This is a genomic window from Pseudomonas sp. BIGb0164 (genome assembly GCF_024810135.1).
Classification (GTDB): Bacteria; Pseudomonadota; Gammaproteobacteria; order Pseudomonadales; family Pseudomonadaceae; genus Aquipseudomonas.
This window is the reverse complement of sequence record NZ_JANUEA010000003.1, coordinates 480897-498068: the sequence shown is the minus strand read 5'-3', so window position 1 is coordinate 498068 and position 17172 is coordinate 480897. Positions and strand designations below refer to the sequence as shown.

Annotated in this window: 18 protein-coding genes; 5 read left to right on the top strand and 13 right to left on the bottom strand. The window is 62.1% G+C overall.

From position 1 onward, the window contains the following. Nucleotides 1-78: 78 nt before the first annotated feature. Together tagQ and M2394_RS10170 are read left to right on the top strand one after the other, a co-directional pair. Nucleotides 79-1002, top strand: coding sequence for a type VI secretion system-associated lipoprotein TagQ (tagQ, locus tag M2394_RS10175; RefSeq protein WP_178920367.1), 924 nt, complete (start codon nucleotides 79-81; stop codon nucleotides 1000-1002). 124 nt (nucleotides 1003-1126) lie between these two features. Continuing rightward, nucleotides 1127-1501, top strand: coding sequence for a helicase (locus tag M2394_RS10170; protein ID WP_176994467.1), 375 nt, complete (start codon nucleotides 1127-1129; stop codon nucleotides 1499-1501). Nucleotides 1502-1633: 132 nt separating this feature from the next. Here M2394_RS10170 and M2394_RS10165 read toward each other — a convergent pair whose 3' ends face one another. From M2394_RS10165 to exbB, 6 genes are all read right to left on the bottom strand, one after another. After that, nucleotides 1634-3034: an aminoacyl-tRNA deacylase and HDOD domain-containing protein gene (locus tag M2394_RS10165; RefSeq protein WP_259172387.1), complete on the bottom strand. Its 1401-nt coding sequence runs from the start codon at nucleotides 3032-3034 to the stop codon at nucleotides 1634-1636. A 183-nt stretch (nucleotides 3035-3217) separates the two neighbouring features. Continuing rightward, nucleotides 3218-5293: an ATP-dependent DNA helicase RecG gene (gene recG, locus M2394_RS10160; protein ID WP_178920363.1), complete on the bottom strand. Its 2076-nt coding sequence runs from the start codon at nucleotides 5291-5293 to the stop codon at nucleotides 3218-3220. A gap of 8 nt (nucleotides 5294-5301) precedes the next feature. Then, a complete protein-coding gene (locus tag M2394_RS10155; RefSeq protein WP_178920360.1) occupies nucleotides 5302-6222 on the bottom strand; it encodes a hydrogen peroxide-inducible genes activator in 921 nt (306 codons plus the stop codon). A gap of 153 nt (nucleotides 6223-6375) precedes the next feature. Beyond that, a complete protein-coding gene (locus M2394_RS10150; protein ID WP_178920358.1) occupies nucleotides 6376-7125 on the bottom strand; it encodes an energy transducer TonB in 750 nt (249 codons plus the stop codon). Further along, on the bottom strand, nucleotides 7122-7547 hold the full coding sequence (exbD, locus tag M2394_RS10145; protein WP_003195519.1) for a TonB system transport protein ExbD: 426 nt from the start codon (nucleotides 7545-7547) through the stop codon (nucleotides 7122-7124). The genes M2394_RS10150 and exbD overlap by 4 nt, the downstream gene beginning before the upstream one ends. Before the next feature lie 6 nt (nucleotides 7548-7553). Further along, entirely contained in the window at nucleotides 7554-8534 is a 981-nt protein-coding gene (exbB, locus tag M2394_RS10140; RefSeq protein ID WP_178920356.1) for a tonB-system energizer ExbB, read from the bottom strand. Nucleotides 8535-8722: 188 nt separating this feature from the next. Between exbB and M2394_RS10135 the strand changes: the two genes are divergently transcribed. Next, on the top strand, nucleotides 8723-9574 hold the full coding sequence (locus M2394_RS10135; RefSeq protein ID WP_178920354.1) for an SDR family oxidoreductase: 852 nt from the start codon (nucleotides 8723-8725) through the stop codon (nucleotides 9572-9574). A 126-nt stretch (nucleotides 9575-9700) separates the two neighbouring features. Here M2394_RS10135 and M2394_RS10130 read toward each other — a convergent pair whose 3' ends face one another. The 6 genes from M2394_RS10130 to M2394_RS10105 all read right to left on the bottom strand — a co-directional run bounded on the left by M2394_RS10130 (nucleotide 9701) and on the right by M2394_RS10105 (nucleotide 14998). Continuing rightward, a complete protein-coding gene (locus tag M2394_RS10130) occupies nucleotides 9701-10444 on the bottom strand; it encodes a hypothetical protein (protein WP_178920351.1) in 744 nt (247 codons plus the stop codon). A gap of 56 nt (nucleotides 10445-10500) precedes the next feature. Then, a complete protein-coding gene (locus M2394_RS10125) occupies nucleotides 10501-10881 on the bottom strand; it encodes a RidA family protein (protein WP_003176922.1) in 381 nt (126 codons plus the stop codon). A gap of 25 nt (nucleotides 10882-10906) precedes the next feature. Beyond that, nucleotides 10907-13012: a bifunctional GTP diphosphokinase/guanosine-3',5'-bis pyrophosphate 3'-pyrophosphohydrolase gene (spoT, locus tag M2394_RS10120; protein WP_178920349.1), complete on the bottom strand. Its 2106-nt coding sequence runs from the start codon at nucleotides 13010-13012 to the stop codon at nucleotides 10907-10909. 60 nt (nucleotides 13013-13072) lie between these two features. Then, nucleotides 13073-13336 (bottom strand): DNA-directed RNA polymerase subunit omega, encoded by a 264-nt coding sequence (gene rpoZ, locus M2394_RS10115; protein WP_003176920.1) that lies wholly within the window; start codon nucleotides 13334-13336, stop codon nucleotides 13073-13075. Between the two features lie 167 nt (nucleotides 13337-13503). After that, entirely contained in the window at nucleotides 13504-14124 is a 621-nt protein-coding gene (gene gmk / locus M2394_RS10110; protein WP_176994459.1) for a guanylate kinase, read from the bottom strand. Between the two features lie 10 nt (nucleotides 14125-14134). Beyond that, nucleotides 14135-14998 (bottom strand): YicC/YloC family endoribonuclease, encoded by an 864-nt coding sequence (locus M2394_RS10105; RefSeq protein ID WP_178920345.1) that lies wholly within the window; start codon nucleotides 14996-14998, stop codon nucleotides 14135-14137. Between the two features lie 184 nt (nucleotides 14999-15182). Between M2394_RS10105 and rph the strand changes: the two genes are divergently transcribed. Both rph and M2394_RS10095 read left to right on the top strand, forming a co-directional pair. Continuing rightward, on the top strand, nucleotides 15183-15905 hold the full coding sequence (gene rph / locus M2394_RS10100; RefSeq protein WP_016975928.1) for a ribonuclease PH: 723 nt from the start codon (nucleotides 15183-15185) through the stop codon (nucleotides 15903-15905). A 26-nt stretch (nucleotides 15906-15931) separates the two neighbouring features. Next, nucleotides 15932-16300 (top strand): DUF4870 domain-containing protein, encoded by a 369-nt coding sequence (locus M2394_RS10095; protein ID WP_178920343.1) that lies wholly within the window; start codon nucleotides 15932-15934, stop codon nucleotides 16298-16300. Between the two features lie 58 nt (nucleotides 16301-16358). Here the strand turns inward: M2394_RS10095 and M2394_RS10090 are convergent, their stop codons facing one another. Next, nucleotides 16359-17138: an exodeoxyribonuclease III gene (locus M2394_RS10090; RefSeq protein WP_003195493.1), complete on the bottom strand. Its 780-nt coding sequence runs from the start codon at nucleotides 17136-17138 to the stop codon at nucleotides 16359-16361. Between the last annotated feature and the right edge of the window lie 34 nt (nucleotides 17139-17172).

Sequence of the window (17172 nt, the reverse complement as noted above, 5' to 3'; positions counted from 1 at the left end):
GCTGTATGGCGAGCTTGGAAGGGACTCAGGCGGCGGTGGGCCGTGCTGGGCAAGTCAAACTTAAAAGAGAACACACCTATGCTTTTTTCCCGTAAGGCGGTTTCCAAGCGTCACTTGCTGCTGATCGCAGCCGGCTTCAGCACTGTGCTGACCGGTTGCGCCACGTCGCCGACCTCCAAAGTCGCGTCGAGCACCAAGGTCGAGTACTACCCCAACTGCTACGAGCCGGTGCAGCACCTGCGTGCCACCGATTCGGACATGACCAAGTCGGTCGTCACCGGCGCGGCCCTGGGGGCGGCGGGTGGTGCATTGTTGGGTGCCCTGACCGGCGACTCCGACAAGCGCGGCCGCAACGCTGCCATCGGTGCGGCAGGCGGCGCCTTGGCCGGCGGTGCTGCCGGTTACTACACCGAGCGTCAGAAGCAGATCAGCGATGACAACCAGCGCATCGCGTCCTACTCCACCGACTTCAACAAGAGCGCCTCGGACATCGACCGCAGCACCGCCTACGCCCGTGCGTCGCAGCAGTGCTACCAGAGTGCGTTCACCAAGCTGGTTAACGACCGCAAGGCCAAGACCGTCAACGACACCGAAGGCCGCAAGCGCCTGGCGGAAATCGTCGCGGGCCTGAAGGAGTCCAATGACCTGATCGTTGCGGTCAACGGTAAAGCCAGCGAAGACCTGAACAACTACACCCAGGCCTACGAGAAAGACCTGCAGCAAGTGGGTGTGCAGCGTACCGACGTGGTGACTGTGGCCCAAGCCGACACCACGCCGCCGGTTGCGCCGACCAAGGGCAAGAAAGCCGTGAAGCCTGCGAAGAAGCCAGTGCTGCCTACCGTGCCGAAAGAAGCGGTGACCACCGAGAAGAGCATCCAGACCGTGCAGGCCAAGCAAGCTGAAAGCAAGCAAGTGGCCAGCGCCGGTAAAGCGCAGATCGAAGGCACTTGCCGCGATCCGAACCTGGCTGACTGGGCGCCGGTGCCTTGCCCTAACGTCTAAGTAACATGTTGCTATAAGCGTTAAACGCCAACCGATCTCCTGCTAAAGCGCGAGATCGGTGGCGTTCCCCAGACAAATCGTTACACTGCTGCGGCCACTCAATAATTACACCGAGGCCGTGTGCATGAAATTTCGTCTTCTCCTGTGGGTGCTGGGCCTGATGATGGGCAAAGCCAGCCGCACCAATCCCGCCTTCCAGCAACAGTTGGGTGACAAAGACCTGGCGTTCCAGTTGCAGACCCTCGACGGCAAGGTTGCCCGTCACTTCATCGTCAAAGACCAGCGCATCACCAGCCGCTCGGGTGTTCACCCCTCGCCGGCGTTCGCCATCGCGTTCAAGGACGCCGCCTTCGGCTTCGCCACGATGCAGGCGAAGAACAAGCAACTGGCGTTCATGACGGGGATTCAGGACAAGACGATCCAGATCAAGGGCAACCCGGCGCTGGTGATCTGGTTCCAGGGGTTGACCAAGTATTTGAAGCCGAAGAAAAAGAAGTAAGGTTTTTCAGGTAAACCGAGTGGGATTCATCGCAGGCAAGCCAGCTCTCACATTCAACCGCATTCCAAAGAATGTACTCGGTCAACTGTGGGAGCTGGCTTGCCTGCGATAGCGGTCTGACTGGCTAAAGAGTCAGCCCTGACTGAACTGGGACGCCAGCTCACGCAACAGCACTTCGGCATCCAGCACCTTGCCCACCACTTCCTCAGCCTTGTCTCGGGTCAGCCCCAGACGCTCAAGCAGCGCGTCCGGAATGGCCTCATCCGGGCCAGAGCCAATTCCACGGCTGCGCAGGAGGCGCACCGCCAGGCACACCAGGTTCGGGTACTCGGCGTATTGGCCGTCGTAGGTTGGGTCGTGCTGGAAGCGCAGGGCCGTGGACAACTCGTCCGGCATGTCCCAGTAGCGCATCAGCCACGCGCCAATCTGCTCGCGGCTGATGCCCAGCAGGTGCTGCTCCACATAGCTGTGGCACAGGTGCGGGTTGACCTCCAAGTGACGGCAGATCAGCGAGAAGTGCGGCGGGAACACGTGGGCCAGCAACAGGTAACCGAAGTTGTGCAGCAGGCCGGCGAGGTAAGTCAGGCCGGCTTCCGGGCGCTGGGCGCGCGGCATGGCACGGGTCAGGCCTTCGATCACGGCGGCGGTGTAGATGGACTGGTGCCAGTAGGGCGTGGACTGGTGTGGGTGGTCCTTGGGCAGGCTGAGGGTCTTGCCCAGGGCCAGGCCGAGTGCCAGGTTGATCACCAGGTCGAAGCCCAGCACGCGCACGATGGCGTCTTCCACGGAGCGGATCTTGCCCGGCGAGGCGTAGTACGGCGACGCCGCCCAGCTCACCACTTGTGCGGCCAGCGCGGGGTCAGTCTCGACCACGCTGGTGATGTCATCAATGGTGGCGTTGGGGTCGACCCGCAGCTTGATGATCTTCTGCGCGGTGTCGGCCAGCGGTGGAATCTCGATGGTCGCTTCCAGGCGCTGCTGGATGCGGCGGGCGGTGAACGCCTGCATCGCCTGGGTGATTTCCTCGCGGTCATCGTTAGGGCGGTCGAGGTTGGGGCGGATATTGCTCAGCGGCTCGCCGAAGTGGCCGGCGCTGGCCTTGGTGAGCATGGTCTTAAAGTCGTCGCTGGAGATTTCCAGCAGCAGGCCGGCTTCACCCGAATGCACCAGCAGGCTGGGCTCGTTGAGCAGGCTGCCTTCGTACAGGCACGGCGAGGTGGTCAGTGCCGGCAGGCCCGGCAGCAGGCTCAGGTCATGTTTGCCCAGCATGCGTTCGACACGCTCCGGCGCGACGGCGGTGAGGCGGCGCCCAGTGAGTTCGGCGAGGCGGTTGAGGTCGAGCAACTGGTTCTGGGGGAACAGCACCATGAGTGCGCCCACGGCATCTTCCAGCAGCACCGCCTGGACCTTTCGTGCGGGATTCAGGCCAGGTTGTTCGGCAACTTCCGTGTAGCTGATGGCGAGCTTTGCGAGCAGAGCCCGAATAACCGGTGGAGCGGTCAGCGGGGCTGTGGCGAGGGCTACTTCTGACATGGCCTGATCCAATTTCTTACAGTTCCCGAAGTATAACCAGCTTGATACAACTGTTGGTCGACTAACTGTGGTTTGTGACGTGGTTGGCGTGTGGCGAGGGGGTTGTCGGCGGGAACGGGGCTGCTTCGCAGCCCAGCGGGAGCAAGCTCCCTCGCCACAGGGAAGCGGGTCACAGGAAAGCGGTCAGACCTGGCCGTATTGCTGGCCGTGGCGCAGCCAGCGGTCGAGCAGGGGGCTGACGTGATCCGGCCAGCGTTCGAGCAGGGCTTGGGCGGCATCGCGAACGGCGGGCAGCAGGTCGGCGTCGCGCATCAGGTCGGCGACCTTGAATTGCAGCAGGCCGGTCTGGCGGGTGCCGAGCATTTCGCCGGGGCCGCGCAGTTCGAGGTCTTTTTCGGCGATGACAAAACCGTCGTTGGTTTCACGCATGATACCCAGGCGCTGGCGGCCGATCTGTGACAGCGGCGGGTGGTACAGCAGCACGCAGTGGCTGGCGGCGCTACCCCGACCGACGCGGCCGCGCAATTGGTGCAGTTGGGCCAGGCCCAGGCGCTCGGGGTTTTCGATGATCATCAGACTGGCATTGGGCACGTCCACGCCCACCTCGATCACCGTGGTGGCCACCAGCAGTTGCAGGTTGCCGGCCTTGAATTCGGCCATCACTGCGGCTTTTTCGGCGGGCTTCATGCGGCCGTGGATCAGCCCGACCTTGAGCTCGCCCAGGGCGCTGGTGAGGTCTTCATAGGTGGTTTCAGCCGCCTGGCAGGTCAGCTCTTCGGACTCTTCGATCAGCGTGCACACCCAATAGGCCTGTCGGCCTTCAGCGCAGGCACCGCGCACGCGTTCGATCACTTCGACGCGGCGGGTGTCGGTGACCAGCACGGTATTGACCGGCGTACGGCCGGGCGGCAGTTCGTCGAGGATCGAGGTGTCGAGGTCGGCGTAGGCGCTCATGGCCAGGGTGCGCGGGATCGGCGTGGCGGTCATGATCAACTGGTGCGGGCTCATGCGCCCGCCCACGCCTTTCTGGCGCAGGGCCAGGCGCTGTTGCACGCCAAAGCGGTGCTGTTCGTCGATGATCACGAGCGCCAGGTTCTTGAACTGCACTTCGTCCTGGAACAGCGCGTGTGTGCCCACCACCATCGGTGCGCCCCCGGCAATCTGTTCCAGCGCGGCTGTGCGGTTCTTGCCCTTGAGCTTGCCGGCCAGCCACGCCACCTCCAGGCCCAGCGGTTCGAGCCAGCGCTTGAAGGTGATGAAGTGCTGCTCGGCGAGGATCTCGGTGGGCGCCATCAGCGCTACCTGGTAACCGGCTTCCAGGGCCTGCAGGGCGGCGAGGGCGGCGACCACGGTCTTGCCCGCGCCTACGTCGCCTTGGATCAGGCGCAGCATGGGTTCCTTCTGGCTGAGGTCGTAGGCGATCTCATTACCCACCCGTTGCTGGGCACCGGTTGGGGCGAAGCCGAGGTTGGCCAGGTATTGGGCAGGCAGTTTTGTGGCCTTGGGCATGGCCGGCGCGCGCAGGGAGCGCATGCTTTCGCGCAGGCGCTGCTGGGACAACTGGTGAGTCAGCAGTTCTTCGAACGCCAGGCGATGCTGGGCCCAGTGATGGCCCAATGCCAATTCATCGACATCGGCATCGGCCGGAGGGTGATGCAGGTAGCGGATCGCATCGGCCAGCGGCGCCAGCTGGTAGTCACGGGCCAGTTCCAGGGGCAGCCAGTCGGGCAGGCTTTTCGGGCCAAGCATCGTCAGGGTCTGCATGCACAACTGGCGCAAGCGCTGCTGGGTCAGGCCCTCGGTGAGCGGGTAGATCGGGGTGAGGGTGGTGTCTACCGGCGGCGGTTCGTCGCCGGTGATGGCGCGGTATTCCGGGTGGTAGATCTCCAGGCCCGACGCGCCCGGGCGTGCTTCGCCGTAGCAGCGTACGCGCGTGCCGCGCTTGAGGCCTTCCTTCTGCGCATTGCTGAAATGGTAGAAGCGCAGGCTCAGGCCGCCGGTACCGTCCTGCAGGCGCACCACCAGGCTGCGACGCTTGCCCATCACCACGTCGGCGCCGCTGACGGTGCCTTCGACCACCGCATCCTGCCCAGGACGCAAGTGGCCGATGGGCACCACGCGAGTGCGATCCTGATAGCGCAGGGGCAGGTGGAAGAGTACGTCCTGGAGGTTTTCCAGGCCGACCTTGGCCAATTTCTCGGCCATGGCTTCACCGACACCCTTGAGTGCCGTCACCGACACCTGTGACAACTCGGTCATACGGCTAATCAGCCCGCAACAGGCGGCTTGGCCACCGAGCAGAGGCGGATCGAGTCGGCCAGGATCTCAATGGCCTTTGGCCGTGGGAAGCTGGCGCGCCAGGCGATCGCCACGGTACGGAACGGCACCGGTGGCGTGAGCGGGCGCACTTCGATCACGCCGGGGGCGTAGTGATGGCTGTCCACGGCCGACAGCGGCAGGATCGAAATGCCCAGGCCGGAGGCGACCATATGGCGGATGGTTTCCAGGGAGCTGGATTCCACGGTGGTGTGCTTGGCGCCGTCGTTGCCCTTGGTCAGGGTCGGGCAGGCTTCCAGTACCTGGTCGCGGAAGCAGTGGCCTTCACCCAGCAGCAGCAGGCTCTTGTCGTTGAGCAGGCCGGCGTCGATGGTGTCTTTTTGCGTCCACGGGTGGGTGGCCGGCATCAGCACGTAGAACGGCTCATCGTAGAGCGGTAGCGTGAGCACGTCCGCCTCGTTGAACGGCAGGGCGATGATGATCGCGTCCAGCTCGCCGTTGCGCAGTTTGTCGCGCAGTACGTGGGTGAAGTTTTCTTCGATGTACAGCGGCATCTGCGGCGCAACACGGTGCAGTTGCGGGATCAGGTGCGGGAACAGGTACGGGCCGACGGTGTAGATGGCGCCGACTTTGAGCGGTGCTGTCAGCTGGTTTTTGCCGGCCTGGGCCAGTTCGCGAATGCTTTGGGCTTGCTCCAGGACCTTCTGGGCCTGGGCAACGATACCTTCGCCCACCGGAGTCAGGCGCACGGCGCTCTTGCTGCGCTCGAAAATCAGCACACCGAGTTCGTCTTCAAGCTTTTTCACACCCACCGACAGCGTCGGCTGGCTGACATGGCAACGCTCGGCCGCGTGGCCGAAGTGCTGCTCTTGGGCGAGGGTCACGATGTAGCGTAATTCTGTAAGAGTCATAGCGAGCGTCCATGAGGTTGCGGGCCAAGCATACCGGCTGCAATCGATAGACGCACGTTATCAGAACTTTGGTGGGGATTGAGCGGGGAATAGGGAGGATTTTGCTGATGCAGTAAATCAATGTAGGAGCTGGCAAGCCAGCTCCTACAGGTGTTAGCGGCGGCGTTTCTCGATGTTGTAAACGAACGGCGCAACAATTTCGATGCTGCCGCCTTTCAACATGTCAGCCGGTGGCTTAGGCAGTGGCTGGGCATCACGGATCATGGCCAGGGTTGCACGGTCCAGGTCGGAGTTGCCGGAGCGGCCCACCAACTCGAAGGACAGCACATTGCCTTCGCCATCCACCACAAAGCGCAGACGGTTCATGCCTTCCTTGCCACGCTGCAAGGCGCCTGGCGGATACTTCTTGTACTTCTGCAGGTGAGCCAGCAGGGTGCCTTCCCAGGACGCCTTGGCCGCGATCTGCTGAGGCGACGGGCCGGGAGCCGGTTGGGCCGATTTTTCAGCGGGCGCGTTGGTCGGTGGCGTTTCGCTCGGCGGCTCCTCGGAGGGTTTCTCCTTGGGCGGCTCGGGCTTTTTCTCCACGGGCTTGGGCGGTTGCGGCTTGGGTTTTGGCTTGACCGGCTTGGGCACCTGGATCGTTGGCTTGGGCGCCTCGGCCAGCTTCGGCAGGGGCAGCTCTTCCACCGGTGCAGGCGGCTGCGGCGGCGTAATCACCTTGGGCGGAGCCGGAGGGGGTGGAGCTGGCATCGGTGCCAGGTCGATGACCATGGCCGCCGGCGGCAACTGCACCTGATGCGGCGCAGACCATTGGAGCGCGATGATGATCGCGACGGCATGCACGCCCAGCACGACGGCGAGGCTGGTGCCATACCGCGTCAGTTTGTGGCGCGTCGTGATCATTTCTTGGCTGCCGTCTCAAGTCCGACCAGGCCGACCTTGAGATAGCCGGCTGCCCGCAGGGCATCCATCACGCTCATCAGGTCACCGTAGTCCACGCCCTTGTCGGCCTGGAAGAAGATGGTCGTGTCTTTCTTGCCTTGGGTCTTGGCGTCGAGCACCGGGCCCAGGGTTTCCGCTTTGACTTCTTCTTCGCCCAGGAACAGGCGCTGGTCGGCCTTCACGCTGAGGAAAATCGGTTTTTCCGGCCGCGGCGCAGGCTTGGCGCTGGACGCAGGCAGGTCGACCTTGATGTCCACGGTCGCCAGGGGGGCTGCCACCATGAAGATGATCAGCAGCACCAGCATCACGTCGATGAACGGCGTGACGTTGATTTCGTGGTTCTCGACGAGTTCGTCGTCGCCTTGATTCAAATGCAGGCCCATGGCCGATTACCCCACTTTCACCATGTGCGGTTGCGAGCTGCGCTCGGTAGGCAGGTGGTCGAGGTCACGGCTGACCAGCAGCAGCACTTCTGCCGACGCGTCCGACACCTGGGCCTTGTAGCCGGCGATGGAGCGGGCGAAGACGTTGTAGATCACCACGGCAGGAATCGCGGCAACCAGGCCCAGGGCCGTGGCCAGGAGGGCTTCGGCGATGCCAGGGGCAACGACGGCGAGGTTGGTGGTCTGGGTCTTGGCGATGCCGATGAAGCTGTTCATGATGCCCCACACGGTGCCGAACAGGCCCACGAAGGGAGCGGTGGAGCCGATGGTTGCCAGCACGCCGGTGCCGCTGCTCATGTTGCGACCGCAGGCAGCGACCAGGCGCTCCAGGCGGAAGCTGACGCGTTCCTTGATGCCTTCTTTTTCGCGGGTGTTGGCCGACAGGCGCATTTCTTCCAGCGCGTCGTGGACCAGCAGGTTGGCCAGGGTGCCCTTCTTGGTCGCGGTTTCGCTCGCTTCCTTGAGGGTGGTGGCCTTTTTCAGGTGGACGATTTCAGTGCGCAGGCGGCGTTTGGCGCCCAGCAGCTCAAAGCCTTTGGCGATCCAGATGGTCCAGGTGATGATCGAGGCGATGGCCAGGCCGATCATCACGGCTTTCACCACGACGTCTGCGTTCTGGTACATGCCCCATGGGGACAGGTCGTGGGCCATGCCCAGGGAGTTGTCTTCTTCCAGCACGACGCCGGAGTCGTCGGCTGGGGCAGGGGCTGCAGCCTGGGCCGGGTCGGTGGCCGCAGGTGCCGCGCCAGGCGCTGCCGGGGTGGCTGCGTTGTGCTCGGCAGCAGCCGGAGCGGCTGGGGCAGTGGCGTCAGCGAATGCGGCGGTCGGCGCCAGCATTACGCTGAACAGCAACGCAGCAATCGCGCGCCAGGCGCGGGATGGGCTGTGAGGCTTGGTTGGCGAAGCGGGGTTTGTATTACGTGTCATGCTGGCCGGACCTGAGAGAAAAAATGAGTGATCGTCCTGCCAGACCCGTGGGGGTCGAGGACAAATGGGTGGTTATTATTGCAAGTAATTCTTGTTAACAAAAGTAATACAGTTACTTAATTTGTCCTTTTACTGGCCGCTGGTCATCTCCGGCGGCTAATCTGCGCCTTTAGTCATGGAGTTTTGTAATGTCTGCGCCTTCTGTTGTGATTGCCGGTTGCGGTGATGTGGGTAGTCGGCTGGCTAGCCAGTTGCTCGCCTCTGGATGGGAGGTCCATGGCCTGCGCCGCGATATTTCGCGGCTTCCACAGGGGGTGATCGGCATCGCTGGTGACCTGTTCAACAAAGACTGCCCCGACACTTGGCCGATCGGTGGCGTGGATTATCTGGTGTATTGCGCGGCGGCGACCGATCACGATGAAGCCGGCTATCGCGCTGCTTATGTGCAAGGTTTGCAGCATGTGTTGGAGTGGCTGCAGGACTACGGTCAGGCGCCGAAACACCTGCTGTTTGTATCCAGCAGCAGTGTGTATGGGCAGCAGAATGGCGAGTGGGTCGACGAAACGTCCGACACCCAGGCGCAGGGGTATTCCGGAAAGGTCATGCTTGAAGCCGAGCAAGTGGCGCTCAGCAGCGGCATCCCCGCGAGCATCGTTCGCCTGACGGGCATTTACGGCCCGGGCCGTGAGTGGCTGCTGACCCAGGTGCGCCAGGGCTACCGCGTGGCCATCGATCCGCCTTTGTATGGCAACCGCATCCATGCAGATGACGCGGCGGGCTTGCTGGCGTTTTTGTTGCGGCACGTGGAGCAGGGCGGCGCGTTGGATAAGGTCTACATTGGCGTCGACGATGCGCCGGCACCGTTGGCCGAGGTGGTGGGTTGGTTGCGTGAGTACTTGGGCGTGACCGAATGGGCGGACGACGCGAGCGTGCGGCGTGCGGGGAGCAAGCAGTGCAGTAATGCACGGGTCAAGGCGTTGGGCTGGAAACCGACGTATCCAACGTATCGCGAAGGCTATGCCGCGATTCTCAAAGGCTGAAACGCGGTAAAAAATCTGGGAGCTGGCTTGCCTGCGATAGCGGTGTGTCAGTCACATCTGCATTGGATGTGACACCGTCATCGCAGGCAAGCCAGCTCCCACATTCAGATCTATGTGATGCCGTGCTTACTGTTTTTCCAGCAGCCATTGGCGAGGGCCTGGGGTGAACTGCGGCACTTCATCCGCCTGCGCAGTGTTCACCGCCTGGAAGATTTCCAGTTGCTTGCCCTTGCGAGCAAAGATCCACGGATTGCCCTTGCCGTTCAGTTGCAGCCAGATGCTGTCGTAACCGCCGCTCATGGAGGCGCAGTCGCCCGCCAGGCACAGCGAATACTGGTCGACGCCCGGCAGGCCAGCCACTTGGCCATTGGCCTGGAACTGTACGGTGGCGCCGTCACCGTTGCCGTCTTTGATCTTCCAATCCCCGCCCATGTAGGCCGCATACAGTGCGCGTTCGAAGTTGGCGCCCAGCGGCGCGCCTTCCGGGGCAGGGTCTTTGGCGCGGGCGAACAGCTGCTCAGGCTCGTTGTCATTGGCCACTTGCAGCAGTTGCTTGCCTTTGCGTTTGAGTTCGGTGGCTGTGCTGCCGTAGAAGTCCACGCTCCAGGCGCCGGATTTCTCACCGAGCAACTTGCCTTCGGCTACTTCAAAACCGTTGTAGTAGCGTGCCTGCGAAGCCTTGGTGTTCACTTCCCATTCAAGGTTGGGGCCATAGGTTTGCAGGGCTTCACGCAAAGGGCCGCCCTTGGCTGCCGCATCGATGGCGACCTGGTTGATCCAGGTGCCGCTCACATCCAGGTCGGCGGGGTTGCTGGCACAGCCGCCGAGCAACAGGGCGAGCAACGATGAGGCTACAAGCGCTTTGCGCATTACGAAATCCTTCTGAAACAAAGTCGGCGCAGCCTTTGGGGGCTGCGCCGGGTGTTTTACTCGATGACCAGAATCGCGTCCATCTCAACCTGTGCGCCCTTTGGCAGGGCGGCAACGCCGATGGCGGCACGGGCTGGGTAGGGTTGTTCGAAGTACTTGCCCATGATCTCGTTGACCTTGGCGAAGTGGCTCAGGTCAGTGAGGAAGATGTTCAGCTTGACGATGTCCTTGAACGAACCGCCAGCGGCTTCGGCAACGGACTTGAGGTTCTCGAAGACCTGTACGGTCTGGGCTTCGAAGCCTTCCACCAGTTCCATGGTCTTCGGGTCCAGCGGGATCTGGCCGGACATGTAGACGGTGTTGCCCGCCTTGATTGCCTGGGAGTAGGTGCCGATGGCGGCCGGGGCCTTGTCGCTGGTGATAACGGTCTTGGTCATGTGTGACTCCTTGTAATGAAGTGGGTTAGGCACGCATGCGGGTGATGCGGATGACCCCGGTCAAGGCGCGCAGTTTCTTGATCACGCGGGCCAGGTGCACGCGGTCGTGGACGCTGACCACCAACTGGACCACGCTGATGCGGCCATCGCGCTCGTCCATGCTGATTTTCTCGATATTGCCGTCGGCCGCGTTGACGCTGCTGGCCAGCAGCGCGATCAGGCCGCGCTGGTGTTCCAGCTCCACCCGCAGCTCGACGTTGAATTCGCCGGTGACATCCTTGGCCCACGAGAGCTGGATGCATTTTTCCGGGTTGTGGCGGATTTCGGTGATGTTGCGGCAGTTGTCCAGGTGCACCACCATGCCTTTGCCCGCCGACAGGTGACCGACAATCGGGTCGCCCGGGATCGGCGTGCAGCACTTGGCGTAGCTGAGCACCAGGCCCTCGGTGCCGCGAATCGCCAGCGGGCCTTCGGGGCTTGGCAACTGTTCGCCTTCGCCGAGCAGGCGACGGGCGACCACGTAGGCCATGCGGTTGCCCAGGCCGATATCTTCCAGCAGGTCCTCGATGGTTTCCTGACGGTATTCGTGGAGCATCGCTTGGACGCGCTCGGCCGGGATCTTGTCCAGGGCGCTGTCGAAGCCGTTGAGCACCTTGTTCAGCAAGCGCTCGCCGAGGCTGATGGACTCGGAGCGGCGCTGCAGCTTCAGGGCGTGGCGGATGTGGGTGCGCGCCTTGCCGGTGACCACGAAGTTCAACCAGGCCGGGTTCGGGCGTGCGCCCGGTGCGCTGACGATCTCGACCGTGGAGCCGCTTTGCAGCGGTTCGGACAGCGGCGCGAGACGACGATTGATCCGACAGGCAATGCAGCTGTTGCCCACGTCGGTGTGCACCGCATAAGCGAAGTCGACCGCCGTGGAGCCTTTGGGCAGCTCCATGATCCGGCCTTTGGGCGTGAACACGTAGACCTCGTCCGGGAACAGGTCGATCTTCACACTTTCGATAAATTCGAGGGAGTTGCCGGCACGTTGCTGCATTTCCAGCACGCCCTTGACCCACTGGCGGGCACGGGCATGGGTGCCTTTTGGCTGCTCGTCACCGCTGGATTTGTACAGCCAATGGGCGGCGATGCCGTTGTTGGCCATCTCTTCCATTTCGCGGGTGCGGATCTGGATCTCGATCGGCACGCCATGCATACCGAACAGCGTGGTATGCAACGATTGATAGCCGTTGGCCTTGGGGATCGCGATGTAGTCCTTGAAGCGCCCCGGCAGGGGTTTGTACAAATTATGTACAGCGCCCAGCACACGGTAGCAGGTGTCGACCTTGTCTACGATGATCCGGAACGCGTACACGTCCATGATCTCGTTGAAGGCCCGGCGCTTGCCGCGCATCTTTTTATAGATGCCGTAGATGTGTTTCTGCCGGCCGCTGACCTCGCCCTCGATCTCGTCGATCGCCAGGCAATGGCTCAGGGACTCTTCGATCTTGTTGACGATTTCCTTGCGGTTGCCCCGGGCGCGCTTGACCGCCTGGTAGATGCGCGCTGAACGCATCGGGTGCATGGCCTTGAAGCCGAGGTCTTCGAATTCGATGCGAATGGCGTGCATGCCCAGCCGGTTGGCAATGGGCGCGTAGATTTCCAGGGTTTCCTTGGCGATGCGCCGGCGTTTTTCGCCAGACAGCACTTCCAGCGTGCGCATGTTGTGCAGCCGGTCGGCCAGCTTGACCAGAATTACCCGGATATCGCGGGCCATGGCCATGGCCATCTTCTGGAAGTTTTCCGCCTGGGCTTCGGCCTTGGTCTCAAAGTTCATCTGGGTCAGTTTGCTGACCCCGTCGACCAGTTCGGCCACGGTTTCGCCAAACTGCGCGCTGAGCGCTTCCTTGGCGATGCCGGTGTCTTCGATCACGTCATGCAGCATCGCGGCCATCAGGCTCTGATGGTCCATGTGCATCTCGGCAAGAATGTTTGCCACCGCAAGAGGATGGGTGACATACGCCTCGCCGCTGCGGCGGCGTTGGCCGTCGTGGGCTTGTTCGGCGTAGAAATACGCTCGGCGGACCAGGTTGACCTGGTCTGGGCCGAGGTAGGTCGATAAGCGATCGGCGAGGGCGTCTATGCTCGGCAAAGTGTTAACTCCTGCCGTTGGCTGTGACCCCGCGCCGTGCTACGTCGACCAGGCATAGGCTTAGACGGCCTCGTTGGACTCGTCCTCGAACGCTGCAAACAGCGGTTCGTCTTCAACGATTTCAGCGTTGGCGATGAACTCGTAGCTCATCAGGCCTTCAGCGATTTCACGCAGGGCTACAACGGTAGGCTTGTCGTTTTCCCACTGGACCAGGGGCTCTTTGCCGCCAGTGGCCAGTTGACGGGCACGCTTGGTAGAGAGCATGACCAGCTCAAAGCGGTTATCCACGTGTTCTAGGCAGTCTTCAACGGTTACGCGGGCCATGGTATTCCTCGGAGCGAATGCAAGATGCGCGCTGCCCGGTTGGGCGAGCGGACTGAGCAGTTTAAAAAATCACCAGCGTTTAGGGAAGCGCTGATTTTTCGCGAGCCTTCGTAAAACCGCTGCAAGCACCAATGTAAAGCCCTTGCAGCCATTTTGGGAAGAGCCAATCAACCGAGCAGTTCGGCCAGCAATTTGCCGAAACGCTGCTGTTGGCGCTTTTGCTGGAGCTGATTGGTGCGGAAAATCGCCTTCAAATCCTCCAGCGCGTGGGAAAAGTCGTCGTTAATGATCAGGTAGTCGTAGTCGACGTAGTGGCTCATTTCGCTGACGGCCTCACGCATGCGGCCTTCGATGATCTCGTCGCTGTCCTGGCCGCGGTTGGTCAGGCGCTGGTGCAAAGCTTCCAGGGACGGCGGCAGGATGAAGATCGAACGCGCCTTGGGCATCAGCTGGCGTACCTGCTCGGCACCCTGCCAGTCGATTTCCAGGATCAGGTCGTGGCCTTCGTCCAGGGTTTGCTGCAGGTGGCTTTGCGAGGTGCCGTAGAGGTTGCCGAACACTTCGGCGCGCTCCAGGAAGTCGCCGTGCTCGATCATCTTCACGAACTCGGTGCGCTCGACGAAGTGATAGTGCACGCCGTTCACCTCACCCGGGCGCATGGCGCGGGTGGTGTGGGAGACCGAGATGCGGATCTGCTCGTCGGCGTCGGTCAGGGCCTTGACCAGGCTGCTCTTGCCCGCGCCCGAGGGGGCGGAAATGATGTAAAGGGTGCCGGTGCTGTGGGTCATGGAAGTTGCCTTACTCAATATTCTGTACTTGTTCGCGCATCTGCTCGATCAACACCTTGAGGTTGACCGCAGCCGTGGTGCTGCGCGGATCGAAAGCCTTGGAGCCCAGTGTATTGGCTTCGCGGTTGAGTTCCTGCATCAGGAAGTCCAGGCGCCGACCGGCGGCACCCGCCGACTTGAGCACGCGGCGCACTTCAAGGATATGGGTACTCAGGCGGTCGAGCTCCTCGGCCACGTCGCTTTTTTGTGCGAGCAGCACCATTTCCTGCTCCAGACGCGTCGGATCGAGGTCGGCCTTCATGTCGGCGAAACGGTCGAGGACCTTCTGGCGCTGGGTGGCGAGCATCTGGGGCACCAGTTCGCGCAGGGTGACCACGTCTTCTTCGATGGCGGTCAGGCGCTCGCTGATCAGGCGGGCCAGTTCGGCGCCTTCGCGCTCGCGACCGGCTTTCAGCTCCTTCAAACCTTGAGTGAACAGGGCGAGGGCTTCGGCGTTGAGGGCCTGTGGGTCGGTGGCGTCGGCCACCAGCACGCCAGGCCAGGCCAGCACTTCCAAAGGGTTCAGCGCGGCGGGCTGCTTGATCAGACCGGCGATGGTTTCGGCGGCGGCGACCAGTTGCGCGGCACGGTCGCGGTCGACCTGCAGCGGCTTGCCGGTGGTTTCCTCGGTAAAGCGCAGGGTGCATTCCAGCTTGCCGCGGGAAATGCCCTGGCGCAGTGCCTCGCGCACGGCGCCTTCGAGGTCGCGGAACGATTCCGGCAGGCGCAGGTGCGGCTCCAGGTAGCGGCTGTTGACCGAGCGCAGTTCCCAGCTCAGGGTGCCTTGGGCGCCGGCTTTTTCGACGCGGGCGAAGGCGGTCATGCTGTGCACCATGGAGGTACCTCGCGTTGCAGCCCGCAAACACGGGCTGATGGTTAAGAAGGCGCAGGATTGTAGCGCAGTGGGGCGGACGCGCCCAAACTCGACCATTGGTAACCGAATTTTTTAGCAGTGCCCCGAAGCGGTTCACGGCTCTATAATGCTCGGCAGTTTTTCGTCCTCAGTACAGGTATCCCCTATGAAACGTCCAAGTGGTCGCGCTGCCGATCAGCTCCGCTCGATCCGCATCACCCGCAACTACACCAAACACGCCGAGGGTTCTGTACTGGTCGAGTTTGGCGATACCAAGGTTATCTGCACCGTCAGCGTCGAAAATGGCGTGCCACGTTTCCTCAAGGGGCAGGGCCAGGGCTGGTTGACCGCCGAATACGGCATGCTGCCGCGCGCCACCGGCGAGCGTAACCAGCGTGAAGCCAGCCGTGGCAAGCAAGGCGGCCGTACCCTGGAAATCCAGCGCCTGATCGGCCGCTCCCTGCGCGCAGCCCTGGATATGTCCAAGCTGGGCGACGTGACCCTGTACGTCGACTGCGATGTGATCCAGGCTGACGGCGGCACTCGCACTGCATCCATCACCGGCGCCATGGTGGCGTTGGTCGATGCGCTCAAAGTGATCAAGAAGCGCGGCGGCCTGAAGGGCGGCGACCCGCTCAAGCAAATGATCGCTGCCGTTTCGGTGGGCATGTACCAGGGCGAGCCTGTACTGGACCTGGATTACCTGGAGGACTCGGCGGCCGAGACCGACCTGAACGTGGTCATGACCAGCACCGGTGGTTTCATCGAAGTGCAGGGCACTGCCGAAGGCGCGCCATTCCAGCCGGCTGAGCTGAATGCCATGCTCGCGCTGGCCCAGAAAGGCATGACCGAGATCTTCGAACTGCAAAACGCCGCACTGGCTGACTGAGCCGGTCGGCCTCAAGGAGAAACGCCATGAATGACAGCCAACTGCCGCAACCCTCGCTTTCCTACGAAGTGCGTCAAAGTGCGATGTTGTGTCATCTCGCGGCGTTTCTGGGGTTTGTGTTCCCCTTCGGCAGTGTCGTGGGGCCGCTGATCCTGTGGCAGATGAAGAAGGAAGTCAGCCCGTTCATCGATGATCAGGGCAAGGAAGCGCTGAATTTCCAGATTACCGTGGCCATCGCCTGGATCGTGTGCATCGTGCTGGCCTTTGCGGTGATCGGATTCTTCCTGATGACGGCCCTGGCCATCGCCAGCGTAGTGCTGACGATCATTGGTGCGATCAAGGCCAATAAGGGGATCGCCTATCGCTACCCCTTGACCTGGCGACTGGTCAAATAATGAACGCCCACAAAAAAACCGACAGCAATGTCGGTTTTTTTGTGCCTGGAAAAAGACCTCAGATGGTCAGTGTCCAGTCGTAGTCCACGATCAGCGGCGCGTGCTGCGAGAAGCGCGGCTGACGCGGCAAGCGCGCACTGCGAACGAACCGGCGCAGACCTGGGGTCAGCAACTGGTAGTCGAAACGCCAACCCAGGTTGAGCATCTCGGCCTGTTCGTTATCCGGCCACCAGCTGTACTGGTCGCCCTCTCGGCTGACTTCACGCAGGGCATCCACGTAGCCCATGTTGCCGACAATCTCGTCCATCCAGGCACGTTCCGGCGCCAGGAAACCCGGGGATTGCTGGCTGTCGCGCCAGTTCTTGATATCCAGCTTTTGTTGCGCCACGTACAGCGAGCCACAGTAAATGTACTCGCGACGTTTGCGCCGCTGTTTATCCAAGTAACGGGCGAAGTCGTCCATTAGCTTGAACTTCTGGTTCAAGTCTTCATCGCCGTTCTGCCCCGAAGGGAGCAGCAAGGTCGCGATGCTGACCTTGTCGAAATCGGCTTGCAGGTAGCGCCCGTAGCGGTCGGCTGTCTCGAAGCCGAGGCCGCTGATGACCGCCTTGGGTTGCAACCGCGAGTACAAAGCCACGCCACCTTGGGTGGGCACTTCGGCATCGCAGGCATAAAGGAAGTAGCCATCCAGTTGGAAGGCTGGGTCGTCCAGTTCAAAGGCGGAGGCGCGGGTGTCCTGCAGGCAGATGACGTCGGCATTCTGTGCTTGCAGCCAACTGAGCAAACCACGCTCGACTGCAGCCTGAATACCATTGACGTTCACACTGATGATCCGCATAAATGGCCCCAAAAATCGCGTGCGTGTATGATAC